The 17,043-nt window shown below is 43.4% G+C and carries 17 protein-coding genes; 12 read left to right on the top strand and 5 right to left on the bottom strand.

Features of this window, described 5'->3' with window-relative positions:
- Window positions 1–46 precede the first annotated feature (46 nt).
- Window positions 47–1,147, bottom strand: a complete 1,101-nt coding sequence (dprA, locus tag Q3W13_RS12045; protein WP_302864092.1) for a DNA-processing protein DprA — start codon at window positions 1,145–1,147, stop codon at window positions 47–49.
- Window positions 1,148–1,316: 169 nt separating this feature from the next.
- On the opposite strand from dprA, the gene Q3W13_RS12040 reads away from it, so the two are divergent.
- Window positions 1,317–1,616 (top strand): BlaI/MecI/CopY family transcriptional regulator, encoded by a 300-nt coding sequence (locus Q3W13_RS12040; protein WP_302864089.1) that lies wholly within the window; start codon window positions 1,317–1,319, stop codon window positions 1,614–1,616.
- 36 nt (window positions 1,617–1,652) lie between these two features.
- A complete protein-coding gene (locus Q3W13_RS12035) occupies window positions 1,653–2,477 on the top strand; it encodes a polysaccharide deacetylase family protein (protein ID WP_302864088.1) in 825 nt (274 codons plus the stop codon).
- Between the two features lie 83 nt (window positions 2,478–2,560).
- On the opposite strand, the gene rsmG is transcribed toward Q3W13_RS12035, so the two are convergent.
- The 3 genes from rsmG to Q3W13_RS12020 are packed head-to-tail and all read right to left on the bottom strand — an operon-like array spanning window position 2,561 to window position 4,891.
- Entirely contained in the window at window positions 2,561–3,187 is a 627-nt protein-coding gene (gene rsmG, locus Q3W13_RS12030; RefSeq protein WP_302864085.1) for a 16S rRNA (guanine(527)-N(7))-methyltransferase RsmG, read from the bottom strand.
- The gene (locus tag Q3W13_RS12025; protein WP_302864083.1) at window positions 3,177–3,782 is read right to left on the bottom strand and encodes an RNA polymerase sigma factor; all 606 of its coding nucleotides are present in this window, start codon (window positions 3,780–3,782) and stop codon (window positions 3,177–3,179) included. Before Q3W13_RS12025 ends, rsmG begins: the two co-directional genes overlap by 11 nt.
- On the bottom strand, window positions 3,773–4,891 hold the full coding sequence (locus Q3W13_RS12020) for a glycosyltransferase (protein ID WP_302864081.1): 1,119 nt from the start codon (window positions 4,889–4,891) through the stop codon (window positions 3,773–3,775). Before Q3W13_RS12020 ends, Q3W13_RS12025 begins: the two co-directional genes overlap by 10 nt.
- A 379-nt stretch (window positions 4,892–5,270) precedes the next feature.
- On the opposite strand from Q3W13_RS12020, the gene tgt reads away from it, so the two are divergent.
- The 5 genes from tgt to Q3W13_RS11995 all read left to right on the top strand — a co-directional run bounded on the left by tgt (window position 5,271) and on the right by Q3W13_RS11995 (window position 10,541).
- Window positions 5,271–6,401 (top strand): tRNA guanosine(34) transglycosylase Tgt, encoded by a 1,131-nt coding sequence (tgt, locus tag Q3W13_RS12015; RefSeq protein WP_302864079.1) that lies wholly within the window; start codon window positions 5,271–5,273, stop codon window positions 6,399–6,401.
- A complete protein-coding gene (locus tag Q3W13_RS12010; RefSeq protein WP_302864077.1) occupies window positions 6,402–7,508 on the top strand; it encodes an LptF/LptG family permease in 1,107 nt (368 codons plus the stop codon).
- Window positions 7,508–8,413, top strand: coding sequence for a DMT family transporter (locus Q3W13_RS12005; protein WP_302864076.1), 906 nt, complete (start codon window positions 7,508–7,510; stop codon window positions 8,411–8,413). The genes Q3W13_RS12010 and Q3W13_RS12005 overlap by 1 nt, the downstream gene beginning before the upstream one ends.
- A 958-nt stretch (window positions 8,414–9,371) precedes the next feature.
- Window positions 9,372–9,650: a LapA family protein gene (locus Q3W13_RS12000; protein ID WP_302864073.1), complete on the top strand. Its 279-nt coding sequence runs from the start codon at window positions 9,372–9,374 to the stop codon at window positions 9,648–9,650.
- Window positions 9,651–9,653: 3 nt separating this feature from the next.
- On the top strand, window positions 9,654–10,541 hold the full coding sequence (locus tag Q3W13_RS11995) for an NAD(P)-dependent oxidoreductase (protein WP_302864071.1): 888 nt from the start codon (window positions 9,654–9,656) through the stop codon (window positions 10,539–10,541).
- A 106-nt stretch (window positions 10,542–10,647) separates the two neighbouring features.
- On the opposite strand, the gene ispE is transcribed toward Q3W13_RS11995, so the two are convergent.
- On the bottom strand, window positions 10,648–11,448 hold the full coding sequence (ispE, locus tag Q3W13_RS11990; protein ID WP_302864069.1) for a 4-(cytidine 5'-diphospho)-2-C-methyl-D-erythritol kinase: 801 nt from the start codon (window positions 11,446–11,448) through the stop codon (window positions 10,648–10,650).
- Between the two features lie 400 nt (window positions 11,449–11,848).
- On the opposite strand from ispE, the gene Q3W13_RS11985 reads away from it, so the two are divergent.
- The 5 genes from Q3W13_RS11985 to secDF all read left to right on the top strand — a co-directional run bounded on the left by Q3W13_RS11985 (window position 11,849) and on the right by secDF (window position 17,006).
- The gene (locus Q3W13_RS11985) at window positions 11,849–12,670 is read left to right on the top strand and encodes a thymidylate synthase (RefSeq protein ID WP_302864068.1); all 822 of its coding nucleotides are present in this window, start codon (window positions 11,849–11,851) and stop codon (window positions 12,668–12,670) included.
- 23 nt (window positions 12,671–12,693) lie between these two features.
- Window positions 12,694–12,882, top strand: a complete 189-nt coding sequence (locus Q3W13_RS11980; protein ID WP_302864067.1) for a hypothetical protein — start codon at window positions 12,694–12,696, stop codon at window positions 12,880–12,882.
- A complete protein-coding gene (locus tag Q3W13_RS11975; RefSeq protein ID WP_302864066.1) occupies window positions 12,879–13,262 on the top strand; it encodes a type II toxin-antitoxin system death-on-curing family toxin in 384 nt (127 codons plus the stop codon). Before Q3W13_RS11980 ends, Q3W13_RS11975 begins: the two co-directional genes overlap by 4 nt.
- On the top strand, window positions 13,259–13,744 hold the full coding sequence (locus Q3W13_RS11970; RefSeq protein WP_302864064.1) for a dihydrofolate reductase: 486 nt from the start codon (window positions 13,259–13,261) through the stop codon (window positions 13,742–13,744). The genes Q3W13_RS11975 and Q3W13_RS11970 overlap by 4 nt, the downstream gene beginning before the upstream one ends.
- 244 nt (window positions 13,745–13,988) lie before the next feature.
- On the top strand, window positions 13,989–17,006 hold the full coding sequence (gene secDF, locus Q3W13_RS11965; RefSeq protein ID WP_302864059.1) for a protein translocase subunit SecDF: 3,018 nt from the start codon (window positions 13,989–13,991) through the stop codon (window positions 17,004–17,006).
- Window positions 17,007–17,043: the final 37 nt, after the last annotated feature.

Here is a 17,043-nt window from a genome sequence, read left to right as displayed (position 1 = left end):
TGTCATTGCTGGGAGGTTATAAACTCCAGCAATGACTATGATCTGCTTAAGATATACAATACGTCTTCCCCGGCAACGAACGGATATACCCTTGCATCTCCATATTCAATAAATTCATAGCCAGCTTACTGGTTGGCATATTAGTTTTAAGGGACAGGTCATCTATCGCCAGCGGGCCATTGTTTTGTTTAATAAAGTTAAGGATCATGCTTTCATCAGGCAGCAAATCAAGCGGTAATACATACTGTTCAACTGCCGGCTTTGCGTTTTCGGCTTTCTCCCACCCAAGGCTATAGGTCAAATCCGCAGCGCAGGTAAGCAGTTGTGCTTTATTGTTGCGTATCAAAAAGTTACAGCCCTCGGAATAGTCGTCGCCTATTCTGCCCGGAAAAGCAAATACATCGCGGTTATAGGAGTTTGCAATTTCGGCTGTGATGAGTGCACCTCCCTTTATACCAGCCTCTACAACAATGGTGGCATCGGCAATACCTGCAACTATGCGGTTTCGTTGCGGGAAGTTCTCCCTGTCGGGGATGGTGCCTGAAGGATATTCGGTTAAAAGCCCGCCGTTCTCCAGCATCTTTTCAGCAGTTGCCCTATTCTGGCTTGGATATAACCTGTCCAAACCGTGGCCCACCACGCCAATAGTCGGCACATTGTGTTTTAGGCATTCCTTATGAATAGCCACGTCAATACCCAAAGCCAGACCGCTCACCACCAACACATTGTGCTGTTGTAATTCCTCTATCAATAAGCGGCACAAGTGTTTGCCGTATTCCGTGGCATTACGGGTGCCCACTACGCTCACCACGTATTGGGCGCTGAAATCGATATTTCCCTTTGCGTATAATAAAACCGGTGAATCATTGCAGGCTTTTAAGCGTTTGGGGTATTTACTATCGGTGTAAAAAATCACTTCTATCTCATTCCGCTCAATAAAGTTTAGTTCGCCTTCTGCCTTTTTCAAGGCCATATCAAAGTCAAGCTGGCTGATGGTCCTCTCCCCTATGCCGGGTACTTTCAATAGCCGTCGTGCCGGTACTTTGAAAACACTTTCAGCATCGCCGAAATAAGCAATCAGTGATTTAGCCAGCGTAGGGCCAATATTTTTTACGTAAGTTAAAGCAACACGGTAAAGCAGCGACATGTTTGGTTTAAACAGCCGAAAGATCATAGTCCGGCTGAATCATCGACTAAAATAGAAAAATCCTAACAATTTTAGCAAAGTCAGAAAAAAATAAATTAAGTAACTGTAAAATAGTTTGAAAACTATAAAAATAGTTTATGTGTTGACTTAACTATTAAAATAGTTCGCTATGAATATGAAGGAACTCGCTAAGGCCGAGAAACAGGTAATGCAAATCCTGTGGCAGTTAAAAGAAGGGGTTGCAAAAGACATTATTGAAAAAATGCCCGACCCAAAGCCGGCGTATAATACCGTATCAACCGTAGTGCGGGTTTTGGAAGGAAAGGGCTTTATCGATCATAAAGCATACGGCAACCGTCTCGGCAATTTGTTGTATAACCCGATCCTCTTTTTAGTTGAAAAATATTGTGAATGCGGTGGAACATACTGCTTTAATTTTTTAATTGTTTCACTGCTGCAATTACATTGAAAACCTTTTTTTATTTTTGATAAATCTTTATTTTCAGTGTTTAAGCGCCTTATTCCCCTCGCCTCATTTTTCTTTTATTCTTTTGCTGTATGGAGTCAGCCGATAGACAATACCGCCGTTCTGGCGCGCAAACAGGTACCGGTTTTGTGCTATCACCAAATACGCGACTGGCGGGCCAGCGACCGGCAAATTGATAAAGATTATATCATTCCGCCCGCAACTTTTAAAGCACATATAAAAATGCTGGCCGACAGTGGTTATCATACCATTCTGCCCGATCAGCTGTATGATTATCTTACCAGGGGAACTGCGTTGCCTGCCAAACCTATCATGCTTACCTTCGACGATACCGACGGCGACCAATACCAGGTAGCACGGCCGGAGCTAATGAAGTATAATTTTAAAGGCGTTTATTTCATTGTAAATACAAACATTGGCAAGAACCGGCATTATATGGACCGGAAACAAATAAAACAGCTTTCTGATGAAGGGAACGTAATAGCGAGCCACACGCAAGATCATGTAAACTTTAAAAAACTACAGGGCACAGCCTGGGAAACCCAGGTTGACAAACCGACAAAAAAGCTGGAAGCTATTACCGGTAAACCCGTAAAATATTTTGCTTATCCGTACGGTTTATGGAATTCAAAGAATTTACCTGAATTGCACACCCTTGGTTTTTTAGCAGCTTTCCAGTTAAGTGAGCCGCGCGACCCCGGCGATCCGCTGATGACTATCCGGCGTGTGATCGATTGCGGGTATTGGACTTCCGCCACGCTCGATTATAATATTAAGCATGATTTCGGGAAACTAAAACAAAGACAACTGGCCAGGGTGAATGTTAAAACGCTGGCTAAATAGTGCGTTAAAAGTCGTCAGGATGAACCGGATTAGCCGCCGGCAACGTAGAATTATTTTTCAGGATTTCAGGGCACACCTGATCATCATCCCTTAACATAAATTACCTGTTTGGTCTCGAAGAACTCTTCATCAAAATAATCTTTCAGCTGATATTGGGTAACTTTCAGGCCTGATTCTTTTATTTCATCCGAAAGGTCGCCTCCTTTGAGATAAAGGATACCGTTGGCAAGTTTGTTCCTGGATTCCTTCTTGAATTTACCGCGCACCCATGGGTAAAAATCCTTCAGTTGGGTTACCGCACGCGATACCACAAAATTGAACTTTTCATTTACCTGTTCAGCGCGCAAGTGGCTCGCCCGTACGTTTTTTAAGCCAGCAGCCTTTGCGACTTCCTGCACCACTTTTATCTTTTTCCCTATGGAATCCACCAGGTGAAAATCAGTCTCTGGGAACATTATAGCTAACGGTATACCAGGAAATCCGCCACCGGTGCCTACATCCATTATATTCTCGCCGGGTAAAAATTCCAGCACTTTGGCAATACCAAGCGAATGTAAAACGTGGCGTTCGCCAAGAGATTCAATGTCCTTGCGGGATATGACGTTTATCTGGTTATTCCAAAAGGCGTAAAGTTCGGGCAGGCTGTTAAATTGATGTTGCTGCTGCGCGGTAAGATGTGGGAAATATTTTAACAGCTGCTCAGATATCATCCCTGTTAAAACGGTTTATGATATTGCCAAGCAGGTAACGCGCCCTGAAAAGCTGCGCCTTTACTGTGCCTAAAGGCAGGTCGAGTTGCTGGGCAATTTCTTCGTATGAAAGTTCGTCGAAATAACGTAACGTGATCAGATTGCGATACCGCGGCGGAAGGCTCTCGATCAGGGTCCTCAGTTCCTGGGTCTGCTGTTTTTTTATAGAAGTTTCTTCCGGGTTGAGCACATCGGCTTTGATCTGCAGCTGTTTTTCCTCGCCATCCTCGTCGGTCATACCATGAATCGACATGGTATTTAGCTTTTTCTTACGGATAAAATCGATACAGTTATTGGTCGCCACACGAAAAAGCCAGGTACTAAAAGCAAAATCCGGCTGATATTTCTCCAGTTTCTCAAAGGCCTTGGCAAAGGTTTCCACGGTAAGGTCCATGGCGTCTTCCTTATTATTTACCATTTTCAGCACCATAAAATAAATGGAATCCTTATACCTGTGCATCAAATCAGCGTACGCCTTCTGGTCACCCTGGCGGGCCCTTACAACGAGGTGAAAGTCATTTTTTGCGTTCTCGGTAAAATTCGAATTTATTTCCATTGAGTAGTTTTTATAAAAGTCCCAATCAACCCAAAAGTATTTAAGTAAATATAGTAAACGGCGTCTAAAAACGGAAGACACCATAACAAATCCCTGCCATCTAAACGCTTAAATAGCTTACCATATATTACAAACTGAAAAATCAGCCTAAACATAAACAAACCGAGTGCTAACAGCGGCTCAAAGTTGAAAACTAAGCTAATTGTTAATAAAATATAGAACAGAAAACCGCTTAGTGCATCAATGCTGAGCATACGGCGGTGCCTGGCCTTATACAATTTCCCGACCCCAAAATGTCGCTTTTTTTGACGGAAAAGTGCTTTTAAAGATGTTTTGGCATCAGTATAAACAAACGAATCAGGGTTAATTTCGATAGCGGTATTGACCGGCGTTGCATTTTGGTTGACGAATAAATCGTCGTCGCCTGACAGCACGTGCATGTGCGCGGCAAAGCCTTTTGCGCCAAAAAACAAAGTTTTGGTATAGGCCAGGTTTCGCCCTATGCCCATATATGCGTCCCCGATAACAGCTGACGAGAAATAGTTGATGGCGGTCTTTATGGTTTCGAAACGGACAAACGGATTTAAAAAATTGCGCGTTTTTTTATACGGAGAATAGCCCAGCACAATCTGATCCGGCCGTTTAAAATTAGCTGCCATGTGGCTTATCCAATACTCGGAAGCGGGCACACAATCCGCATCAGTAAATAACAAATATTCGTTTTTCGCGGCTTTTATGCCAAGAGTAAGCGCAAACTTTTTACCGGTTTTAAAGCGCTCGTGTTCTGTAATAGTTACTACTTTAAGGTGCGGATATTTTTCTTTAAACTCATCAAGTACATCACCCGAATCGTCATAGGAGCAATCATTAATTACTACCACTTCGAAGTCAGGGTAGTTTTGTGCGAGTATGGACGGCAGGTGTTCGCGCAGGTTTGCCGCTTCGTTGCGGGCGCTTATAATTACAGATACCGGGATCAGCGCTGCCGGTTGTTTTTCAGAAACCTGGTAGCGGTTTAATTTGCTCTGTCTTGCAATCAGAAAGTACAGTTGAGTTAAAAAGCAAAGTTGAAAAAGAATGAATAACGCGTCGTGTATATATGTTTCCAAATCCTTGAAAAATAATGCGCGAAGTTCGGGAATTTAGTTGGATTAAGTTAAAAGAAGTTGTAATAAGTTGTAATAAGTTGTAGTGGTTGAAGAGGTTATAAATGCGGGAGCTATATGGTTGATTGGGGCTGACTTAGAAGTTAAAATTGGTACTTTTTGCTTTACTTGCATAACTTAAAGCTGCTTTAAATTAAGATCAACCAATTGGAGCCTGCAATGTCCGGCTTGTACTGATAAACCCGAAGTATTAAGTCTGCTACTTTAGTTTTCTAGTCAGGCCTGTAATAAACGCTGCGGCAGGGTTTCAAAGCCACCGGCTCTACAAGTTCTGCAAGCACTACAACCGTTACAACTAATTACTTACCTTTGCATCCTCATAATGAAGTTCAATTTAACAGCAAAAGACCCGCTTTCAAAGGCCAGGGCTGGTGAGATTACTACTGCTCACGGTACAATTCAAACGCCTATTTTTATGCCCGTAGGTACGGCAGGTACCGTAAAGGCTGTTCATCAGCATGAGCTGGAGAACGATATAAAAGCACAGATCATACTTGGCAATACCTACCATTTATATTTAAGGCCCGGCCTGGACACGCTTGAAAAAGCCGGGGGCCTGCATAAATTTAATGGATGGGATGGCCCAATTCTTACCGATAGCGGCGGCTACCAGGTATATTCGTTAACCGAAGTACGGAAAATTAAAGAGGAAGGCGTTACCTTCCGCTCGCATATTGATGGATCTAAACACTTATTTACGCCGGAAAATGTAATGGATACCCAGCGTACCATCGGTGCGGATATCATTATGGCTTTTGACGAGTGTACGCCTTATCCCTGCGAATATCATTACGCCCGCCGTTCAATAGAAATGACCCACCGCTGGCTGAAGCGCTGCTGTGAGAGATTTGACCATAAAGCACCCAAATATGGATACGATCAGACACTTTTTCCGATTGTTCAGGGCTCGGTTTATAAGGATCTGCGTGTAAAATCGGCAGAAACCATAGCAAGTTTTGAGCGGGAAGGGAACGCTATCGGCGGCCTTTCAGTAGGCGAACCCGCCGAAGAAATGTATGCAATGACCGAGATTGTTTGCGATATTTTGCCCGAACAAAAGCCTCGTTACCTAATGGGTGTAGGTACTCCGGTAAATATTTTGGAAAATATTGCCCTCGGAATTGATATGTTTGATTGCGTAATGCCTACCCGGAATGCCCGTAACGGCATGCTTTTTACTAAAGACGGCATCATTAACATTAAGAACGAAAAGTGGAAAAATGATTTTTCGCCTATTGAGGCAAATAGCGATTTGCTGGCTGATAAAGCCTATACCAAAGCATATTTACGCCATTTAATACATTCGGGCGAGATGCTGGGCGCACAGATTGCCACGCTGCACAACCTGCATTTTTATTTATGGCTGGTTGGCGAAGCGCGCAATAAAATAATAGCCGGAGAGTTTTACAGCTGGAAGAACGCCATGGTCAACCGTTTATCGCAAAGATTATAAATGAAGGAGTTTATAGGCAGATATATAAAAACCATTGATCGGTTTATTATCCGGAAATATCTTGGCACATTCGTATTTACGCTGGGCATTTTCGTGGTGGTGACGGTTGTTTTCGATATATCTGAGCACCTGGATAACTTTCTTAAAAACCACTCTTCGCTTGATGAAATAATATTTAAATACTATGCAGGGTTCATCCCATTTTACATCAACCTGCTGTCTCCGCTGATCAACTTCCTGGCTGTAATATTCTTCACGGCCAAGATGGCTAATCAAACGGAAATCGTCCCGATATTAAGCGGGAAGGCGAGCTTTAACCGTTTCCTGAGGCCTTACTTTGTTTGCGCAACCTTAATTTTTATCGTTTCACTTTTCGCAAATGTTTACCTGATACCCTATACCAACAATCTTAAAATCAGCTTCGAAAATTCGCACCAGTTTAATGGAGATGACCCCACAAAAAGCGAGGTGCACATACAACTGGATAAGCATACATTTGTGTATGTTGAATCGTTCGACAACTCTATACACACCGGCTATAAGTTTATAATGGAGAAATTTAACGGCGACACGCTGCGCGAAAAGCTCCTGGCCAATTCCATTGTTTACGACTCATTAAAGCGGGTTTGGACATTAAAAGGCTACACCATTAAATACGTAAATGGCCTTAAAGAAAAATGGGTAGATAGCACAAACCGTTCAAAAGATACCGTATTGGATATGCGCCCGGTCGACTTTATCCATTACGATAACGTGTACACTGCTATGTCAACAAAGGATCTTAACCGTAATATTGTTAAAGAAAAAGTGAGAGGAACGGGTGCTTTAAAGGAGATGCTTTACGAAAAGTACCGGCGATTTATATACCCGTTGTCATCCTATGTACTCACGCTGATCGGTGTTTCTATGTCTTCCAGGAAGGTGCGGGGAGGGATAGGACTGCCTTTGGGGATCGGTATATTTTTGTGTTTTGCCTATATTGTGATAGACCGGTTTGCGCTGGTCTTTGCCGTAAAAGGAAGCATGGCGCCATTCCTGGCGGTATGTATGCCTAACGGTATATTTGGCTTGGTTGGCTTATATTTGCTGGCCAAAGCACCTAAATAATGACCCCCAAAAACACTTCTTCAGCGCTTAACAAAAACCTGTTAATTCTTCATTTTACTGTTTTTATCTGGGGCTTTACGGGGATACTCGGGGCGCTCATTTCTATCTCTGCAGTAAGCCTGGTTTGGTACCGCGTGCTCATTGCTTCGGCATCATTATTCTTATATTTTAAAGTCAATAAAACCGGGCTAAGCCTGGGCTGGAAAAGCTTTTTCCAACTAATTTTTACCGGCGCGCTGGTGGGCGGACACTGGATATTGTTCTTCGCCTCTATCAAATTATCTACCGTTCCGGTAACTTTAGTCTGCCTTTCATCCATCACTTTATTCACTGCAGTTTTTGAGCCGCTGATAAACAAAAGCCGTATTTCGCGCCTGCAAATTCTGGCGGGCGTTTTGATCATATTAGGAATAGCCACAATCTTTAAATTTGAGAGCCGGTACACTAAGGGTATAGAGACAGGCCTGTTAAGCGCAGTTTGCGCCAGCCTGTTTTCCATTATTAACTCCCGGCAGGTTAAAAAATTCGAAGCGCCATTTATTGCATTTTACGAGTTATCCGGAGCGCTTTTATGGATTACCATTTACCTGCTTTTTACCGGAGGATTTAACGAATCCATGATACTGAAAGGAGCAGACATCGGCTACCTGCTTATCCTCGGCACGGTCTGCACATCGCTTGCTTATGTTGCAGGCGTATCGGTAATGCGCGAACTTTCTGCGTTTCGCGTGGCGCTTATTACCAATCTTGAGCCAGTATATGGCATCATATTATCCTTTGTTTTTTTCCGGGACATAAACAAAATGACAGCCGGATTTTGGGTGGGTGCAGTGATACTTTTATCGACGATTTTTCTATACCCGGTAGCGCAGAAACAAGTAGCCAGGCGCAGGACTAAATCCTGATCGGGGCTACTATTTTAGCCGCCACTTCAGTCTGAAACCGGAGCACTTCCCCTATTCCAATTGATTGCATCACCTCCTTTGCGCCAGGGTGGGGGAGAAAATCAGCTCCTCCTGAAAGCCTGTTTCAGGCGCTGTGCCGCATTCTGATTCTCAGCAATGAAATTATACGTCCGGCACATTTTCGCAGCGATTAAAGCAAAATAGCAAATTTGACTAAGTGTATTATTATTTATTGAGGCTAAACTGCAAACCACCCAGCCTCAACATGTAACTGATTGACGTTTTTTATGCAAAATAGCAATACTTGTAATTATATTTAAAAAGTTATTTTATTATAAATGAAATGATTAATAATTTTTATATAAATTATTAATTTAACTAAATTATAATTTTAACAATCTTAAAAGCTAATTATTTTAGCATAGGACTTTTAGAGATAATTTTAAGTATCATATTTTATTGTAAATCAATTATTTATTTAATATATTTTAAACTTAAAAATCAATTTATAAGATCCGGGAGCGTATTCTGACTAAGTGTACTGATATTGCTTTATCAGAGCTTCTTGAAAATCGATATTTTTTGCTGATTGTATGCGGGCAAAAAATTCTGCCATAAATTTTACTGAATTTTTAAAGGCTTTTTTCACCGCAAAAAGTTAAACGAGCCGTTAAACGAATGATCAGGGTTTGGTGTAATTTCTACGAAAAAATCTTCCCACTCTCAGGATGGTTTTTAACGAACCACACTGAACAGATAAGCATTCTTAACAGAAGTAAAATTTCACATTGACGGATTCAAATTTTCCGAAAAATCCTGACGCCCGGATAAGACAAAAACTACATCAAAAAACATGTTACCTGTTGCCGGATTCCACAATGCCGGAACCAAAGATTCCGCCGATTTTTATTCCACATTAAAAAACCGGATATTGTATTAAATGTTAAACTAAATCACCATGAGAATAAAAACCATCATCATCATTCTTATCACCATCCTGCTAACAGTAATCCTGATGCAGAATGCAGGCGCCGTTTATTTTAAATTTTTATGGGCCACGTTTCTAATGTCAAAACTATTGGTGCTGCTTTTCGTAGCAGTCATATCTTTCGTGCTCGGCGTGCTGGTGGGAAGGCCGAAGAAAGTAAGGAAGCTTGGCGGTGACCCTACCGATAACAATTATGACAAAGGACCATCCAGTACACTAAGTGAAGACGACAAAGATTACATTAATTAAAATATGACTAACAAAATAGGATTTATCGGGCTCGGCCACATGGGTATGCCAATGGCTAAGAATTTAATCGCAGCGGGCTATCACCTGCAGGTTTACAACCGGACAATTTCAAAAGCAGATGAACTCGGCCTGGCCTCCGTTACCAAATGCCATTCCCCTGCTGAAGCGGCCGATGGCATGGAAATAATTATTACCATGCTGTCAGAAGATGAGGTATTGAAAGAGACCGTTCTGGGTGACGAGGGCATCCTGAAAAGACTGCCTGAAAATGGGCTTCATATTTCTATGAGCACTATCGCTCCCGATACCGCAAAGTTACTTTCAGACGCTCACAAAAAAAACGGATCAACCTACCTGGCTGCGCCCGTGTTTGGCAGGCCGGAAGCTGCAGCTGCGAAGAAGCTCTGGATATGTACTTCCGGCCCGCAGGAGGCAAAGGAAATGGCGAAGCCACTGCTCGAGGCCATGGGCCAGGGCGTGTTCGATTTTGGCGAGGAGCCCGGCGGCGCCAACGTGGTAAAAGTGGCGGGCAATTTTATGATCATGGCCTCGCTCGAGATGATGGCAGAAGCCTATACCCTGGCTGAGAAGAACGGACTTGACCGGATGAAGGTGGCGGAGTTTTTTGGCTCGACAATTTTTAATGCACCGATATTTCAGAATTATGGAAAGCAGATTGCCGGCAAGCAATACACCCCTGTAGGTTTTAAGGCAAAATTAGGCTATAAGGACGCGCGTATTGCATTGAAACTATCACAGCAGAGTGAGACACCGATGCCAACCGTTTCAACGGTTCACAACCGTTTGTTAAGCGCCGTTGCCAAAGGTTGGGGCGATGCAGATTGGGCCGAGGGCTTTGGTAAAGGCGTGAGCGAGGATGCAGGCGTTTAATTTTCTGAACCGGGGATTAACGGATTTTAGCGAAGAGGATTATTTCCAAAAACCAGTCTACATCCAAATCGTTAAAATCCGCTTAATCGCATATCCGGTTCAGGCATCAGCAATAAAAAATTTTATTCTCCGCTTCCAGCGCGCTCAGATCCGGGGTATCTTCAAATATCCCAAACACCGATGCCCCGCTCCCGCTCATGCTGGCATAAATCGCCCCAGCCTCATACAAAGCAGCCTTCACCCCTCTTATCTCCGGGTGATTTTTAAATACTGATACTTCAAAATCATTTTTAATAAATTTCTTCCATTCATTAACAGGTTCGTAAATCAGGTCCATCAGCGAATCGTTAACCTGCGCCGGTGTAACCCCGCGATAGGCTTCGGCGGTAGAAACATGAACCGGAGGCATGACCACGACGATTTCATATTTTGAAAGGTCGAGCCGTATCGATTCAAATTCATCTCCTTTCTCAAAAGCAAACACCGGTTTATTTTGAATAAAGAATGCGCAATCGGCCCCAAGCCGGCGGGCATAGCCGATCATTTGCTCGTCGCTCATTTTTAAATTAAAGTTTTGGTCAACCAGGCGGATAAAGAACGCGGCGTCCGCCGATCCGCCGCCGAGCCCTGCGCCTATTGGAATATGTTTGTGCAGATGAATTTTTACCGGCGGCAGGTCGAAGTCCTTTTTAAGCAATTGGTAGCCTTTTAGGCAAAGGTTATCCTCTGCCCTGCCCGGAATTTCCAGCCCCGAAGACTCAAAGCTCAATTCATCAGCGGCAACAATCTCAAGTGCATCTTTGATGCCGACCGGGTAAAAAACAGTTTCAAGGTTATGATAACCGTCATCCCGGCGGTTGATAATATTGAGACCTATATTGATTTTGGCATTGGGAAAAATGAGCATTGCAAATGGATTGGGTTGACTAATTACGTATGTTCGAAAAAGCTCAAATATTCAACAGCCTGGTTATCAGATATTTACAATAAAAATAAACACAATAAACTGATAGTCAATATCTTTCATAGTATTCCAGGTGTTCCGTGTGCAAAAACGGAACACCTTCGTCAGCCATTGATTCTATCTTCATACAGATTTCATGAGCGTTATCCGAAGCTGTGGCAAAGTTATGATGTTACGATGATAAGAATGATTAACACCCCCGCTATTTTTGAACATAAGTAGGTTTACCAGTTTAGATTATTTTTATTTGTTAATTATTTCTGTTGATTGGCATGTGAAGCGTTGGCGGTGTTAAATACTCAATCAACTAATTCACCCCAATCAACCTAATCAACGCAGCGAAATGAAACAGTATCTCGACCTGATGAGGCATGTGATGGAAAACGGCGCGCAAAAGCACGACCGTACAGGCACGGGCACTTTAAGTGTGTTCGGCTACCAGATGCGCTTTAACCTGAAGGAGGGCTTCCCGATGGTAACTACTAAAAAGCTGCATCTTAAATCCATCATCCATGAGCTGATCTGGTTTTTGAGCGGCGATACCAATATCAAATATTTAAAAGATAACGGGGTTCGAATCTGGGATGAATGGGCCGATGCGGAAGGAAATCTCGGTCCCGTTTACGGGTACCAGTGGCGCTCATGGCCAACGCCGGACGGCGGACATATAGACCAGATCACCCAGGTGGTAAGCCAGCTAAAAACCAATCCCGAGTCACGCCGCATCATTGTATCGGCATGGAATGTTGCTGATGTTAACCAGATGGCGCTGCCGCCATGCCATAGCCTGTTCCAGTTTTATGTAGAACCGCCGAACCCAGCGAAGGGTGAAGCGAAAGGGAAATTATCCTGTCAGCTCTACCAGCGCAGCGCCGATATATTTTTGGGTGTGCCCTTTAACATTGCATCTTACGCGCTGCTTACCATGATGATGGCGCAAGTGTGCGATTTAGACTACGGCGACTTCATTCACACTTTTGGAGATGCGCATCTGTACAACAATCACCTTGAACAAGCGCAACTGCAACTGAGCCGCGAGCCAAGACCGTTGCCAACGATGAAGATTAATCCGGATGTGAAGGATATATTCTCGTTTAAGTACGAAGATTTCGAGTTGCTGAATTATGACCCATGGCCGCATATAAAGGGCGTGGTTGCTGTTTAGTGAATTATTTTGTAATTTTGGATATGACAGCTTTAGAAGTAAAAACCAGGATTCAAAAAATACTTGACGAGGTGCCAGAGAATATGCTGCCGGAAATTCTTAAATACTTGAACGACGTTAAGCATCAATCCGCTGATGAAGTCAGGCTTAATAATAATTTTAAAAAGATCCTTGCGGAAGATAACAAACTCCTTGAACGATTGGCTAAATGATAGACCTGAGTACAGCCGAAAGGTTTCATAATATTCTTATCAACAAATATGGAGGTAGCAAGGGAATACGTGATGAGGGTTCGCTACTGGCGGGCTTGGCACGTCCTTATGCGTCATTTGATCAACAAGACTTATATCCGACCGCGGCAGAAAAAGCAACAGCAATCTTTGAAAGCATAATCATCAACCATCCGTTCATGGACGGTAATAAGCGAATAGCATTTGTATTGATGAGATTGACACTACTAGACGGGAACCTAGATATACTAGCCTCCGAGGACGAAAAGTATGATATGACAATTGCTGCAAGTACCGGAAGTATTAGGTTTGACGAAATAAAAGATTGGATAGCATCGCATTTAATCAGTGTTGAACCATGACCGTCTCCATAGTAGTAGCAATTTCTGAAAATCGTGCCATCGGTAAGGACAATAAATTGTTGTGGCACCTGCCCAACGACCTGAAGCACTTTAAAACCATCACCACCGGTCACAGCGTGATTATGGGCCGTAAAACCTACGAATCTGTCGGAAAGCCTTTACCTAACCGCAGGAATATTGTTGTGACCCGCCAGGCTATAACCATTGGAGGGTGTGAAGTGGTGAACTCGCCGGCTGCCGCACTTGAATTATGCAAAGATGAAAAAGAAGTGTTTATTGTAGGTGGCGCCGAGATTTATAAACTGGCCATGAGCTTCACCGACAGGATCTACCTCACGGTAGTGCATAAACAATTCGACGGCGACGCATTCTTCCCGGAAATTTACAAGCAGGACTGGATAGAGATATCCCGCGAAGACCATCAGCCGGACGAAAAGAATTCATTGCCTTATTCCTTTATAACCTATGAGCGGGTTCGCTGAGGTGAAAGGCGAAAGGTGAAGGGTGTCGCTTGATAACAACCTTCCATTAAAAAAGTTTAAAAAAAGCAACAATATTTAATAATTGAAAATCAATGCGTTGCAAATAAACCGGTAACCTTTCACCTTTAACCATCCACATCCGCAACAGTTTTTAATTAAAAATTTCATGCTTGCGAATTTTTATTAGATTTGCCGTCTTATTTAAAATGCTTATAAACTAATTTATTACATATTTTAATACACAATGCAAGGAAAAGGGGTTGTTAAATTTTTCGCCATACTGCTGGCTGTGGTATGTATTTACCAGCTGTCATTCACATGGGTTGGGCACAACGTTGAGAAGAATGCGCAGTTATATGCCAAAGGCGATTCAACAAAGTATAAGGCTTACCTGGATTCAATTTCAACACAACCGGTATATCCTATTTTTAAGCACACTTACCAGTACGTTGCACAACGTGAACTAGCCCTGGGTTTGGACTTAGAGGGCGGTATGAGCGTGACGATGCAAATTTCGCTGGATGAGCTAGTTAAAAAATTATCGAACGACAACCAGGATGTGGTATTTAACCAGGCCCTGAAGAATGCAACAGCTATAGTTAACAAAGGCACCGTTCAAAAGGACTACATCACCTTATTTGTTGAGGAATACGAAAAGCTAAGCCCGGACGGAAAGCTGGCCGCCATCTTTTCAACAAAAGACAACCAGGATCATATAAAGTTTAACGCTACTAACAGCGAAGTTGAAAACTGGCTGAAAGATCAGGCAAAAGTTGCCGTACAGCAATCGTACACCACCATAAACACCCGTATCGACCAGTTTGGTGTTGCCAACGCTAACATTTCATTGCAACCTGCCACTCAGCGTATATTAATCGAGTTACCTGGAGTAAAAGATCCGGAGCGCGTGCGTAAACTATTATCAGCCACTGCAAAGCTTGAGTTTTATCAAACATTTGATAACAGGCAGGCTTATCCGGTATTGAACAATATCAACAGCCTGCTGGCTGCTAAGATAAAAGCAGGTAAGAAAGATACCGCAAAAACCGCGGCTGCAGCAACTAAGGCCGATACCGGGAAGAATAAAATTGCCGCAACTCCTGCTAAGGCCGATACTGCAAAAGGTAAATCAGGTCAGTCTCTTTTAGCTAAGGTTCAAAAAAGCACCGCCAAAGATACCTCTGCATTGAGCAAGAAGCTTTCGCTTGCTGAGCAGGCTCCCCTGTTCAGTATTTTGCAGCCAGCGTCTTACCAGGCGCAGGATGGGCAAACACAATTAGCACCCGGCCCGGTAGTTGGCTTTGCCGATGTTAAGGACACTGCAAAAATAAACAGCTATTTCCGCAGCCCGGAGGTTAAGTCTTCTATGCCGCAAACGATGAAGTTCCTTTGGGGAGTAAAACCACGGGATCCTAAAACCAAGATATTTGAGTTATATGCTATTAAACTGGTAGGCGCTGCCGGGCCTGTACTTGCGGGCGATGTAATCAATGACGCGCGCCAGGATTACGACCAAAAAGGCAGCCCCGAAGTTGTAATGATCATGAACTCGGACGGCGCACAGAAATGGCGCTCCGTAACTGCCGAGGCAGCTGCCGACCCTAACAATAAGCAATCGGTTGCCATTGTTCTGGACGACAACGTTTATTCTGCCCCTGTTGTTCAAAATGAAATTGCAGGCGGTATATCATCAATCGCAGGTAACTTTACCATTGAAGAAGCAAAAGACTTAGCCAACGTATTGAAAGCAGGCCGCCTGCCTGTTCGTACACATATCAGTGCAAGTGCAGTTGTAGGTCCGTCGTTAGGACAGGAAGCTATCCATGCCAGCTTATTATCATGCCTTGTAGGCTTACTGGTGGTGCTGGTATTTATGATTGCTTACTACAACCGTGGTGGTACCGTTGCGGTAATTGCCGTTATCGTGAACATCTTCTTCCTGATGGGGGTGTTAACCAGCCTCGGCGCAGTGCTTACCGTGCCGGGTGTAGCGGGTATCGTACTAACGCTGGGTATCTCGGTGGATGCAAACGTATTAATTTATGAACGTGTGCGTGAAGAACTGGCGTTGGGCAAATCACTCAGGATTGCGATAACCGACGGCTTCAGACACGCTTTGTCATCCATCCTCGACGCCAATATCAGTACCTTCCTTACCGGTTTGATCCTTTATATATTTGGCTCAGGACCGATACAGGGTTTCGCCATTACATTGATGATCGGTATCGTTACATCGCTGTTCTGCTCGCTGTTGATTTCCAGGATCATTTTGGAATACATGCTTGAAAAGGGCTGGGATATCAAATTCTCGAACCCATGGAGCTCACACACCTTTAAAAACGCGAATTACGCTTTCGTAAAAAACCGCTTTAAGTTTTATATTTTCTCCGGAGTGTTTATCATTGCGGGCATCATATCAATGTCAACCCAGGGCTTTAATTATGGTGTTGACTTTGTTGGCGGTCATAACTACGTGATTAAATTCAACAATCCGAATGTGACTACCGAAGATGTTCGCCCTATCGTAAACAAATACCTGGGTGAAGGTAATGAGGTGAAAACCTTTGGCGCCGACAGGTTGAGCATCACCACTAAATATCTGATCAATAGCACTGACCCCAATACCGATGCGAAAGTTAAAGATGCATTGATAAAGGCACTGAACACTAATGATAAAACAAAAATTACTGCCGCAAACATTGGCGTTGAGTCGAAAGTTGACCCAACCATCGCTAATGGCTTGAAAAAATCGGCGGCATTAACAGTTATTTTCGCTATTGTTATCATTTCGGCGTATATCTTCATACGTTTCCGCAAATGGCAATTCAGTTTAGGTGCGATGGTGGCAACTGCACACGATGCCCTGATGGTATTGTCGTTCTTCTCTTTATTCAAGGATGTGCTGCCGTTCTCGCTGGATATCGACCAGGCGTTTATCGCGGCAATACTAACGGTTATCGGTTACTCTATTAACGATACAGTGGTAGTGTTTGACCGTATCAGGGAATTCCTTCACCTGCACCATGCAAAAACTGATGAACCTAAAGTTGTTATCAACGATGCGATCAACAACACGCTTAGCCGTACGGTTATCACCGCTTTAACGGTAGTGTTAATTTTGCTGGTATTATTCATCTTCGGTGGTGATACCATCCGCGGGTTCTCATTCGCATTATTGATTGGTGTATGCTTTGGTACCTACTCTTCAATCTGCGTAGCAACCCCGGTAATTATCGACTTTGGAAAGAAAGATTTGAGATAACCGGATTGAACTAATAAAAAAGGCTGCTTCGGTTGAA

The organism is Mucilaginibacter sp. L3T2-6, from assembly GCF_030519355.1.
Lineage (GTDB): Bacteria > Bacteroidota > Bacteroidia > Sphingobacteriales > Sphingobacteriaceae > Mucilaginibacter.
Note: the sequence above shows the minus strand (reverse complement) of the source record. Positions and strands in the feature narration are given on the sequence as shown.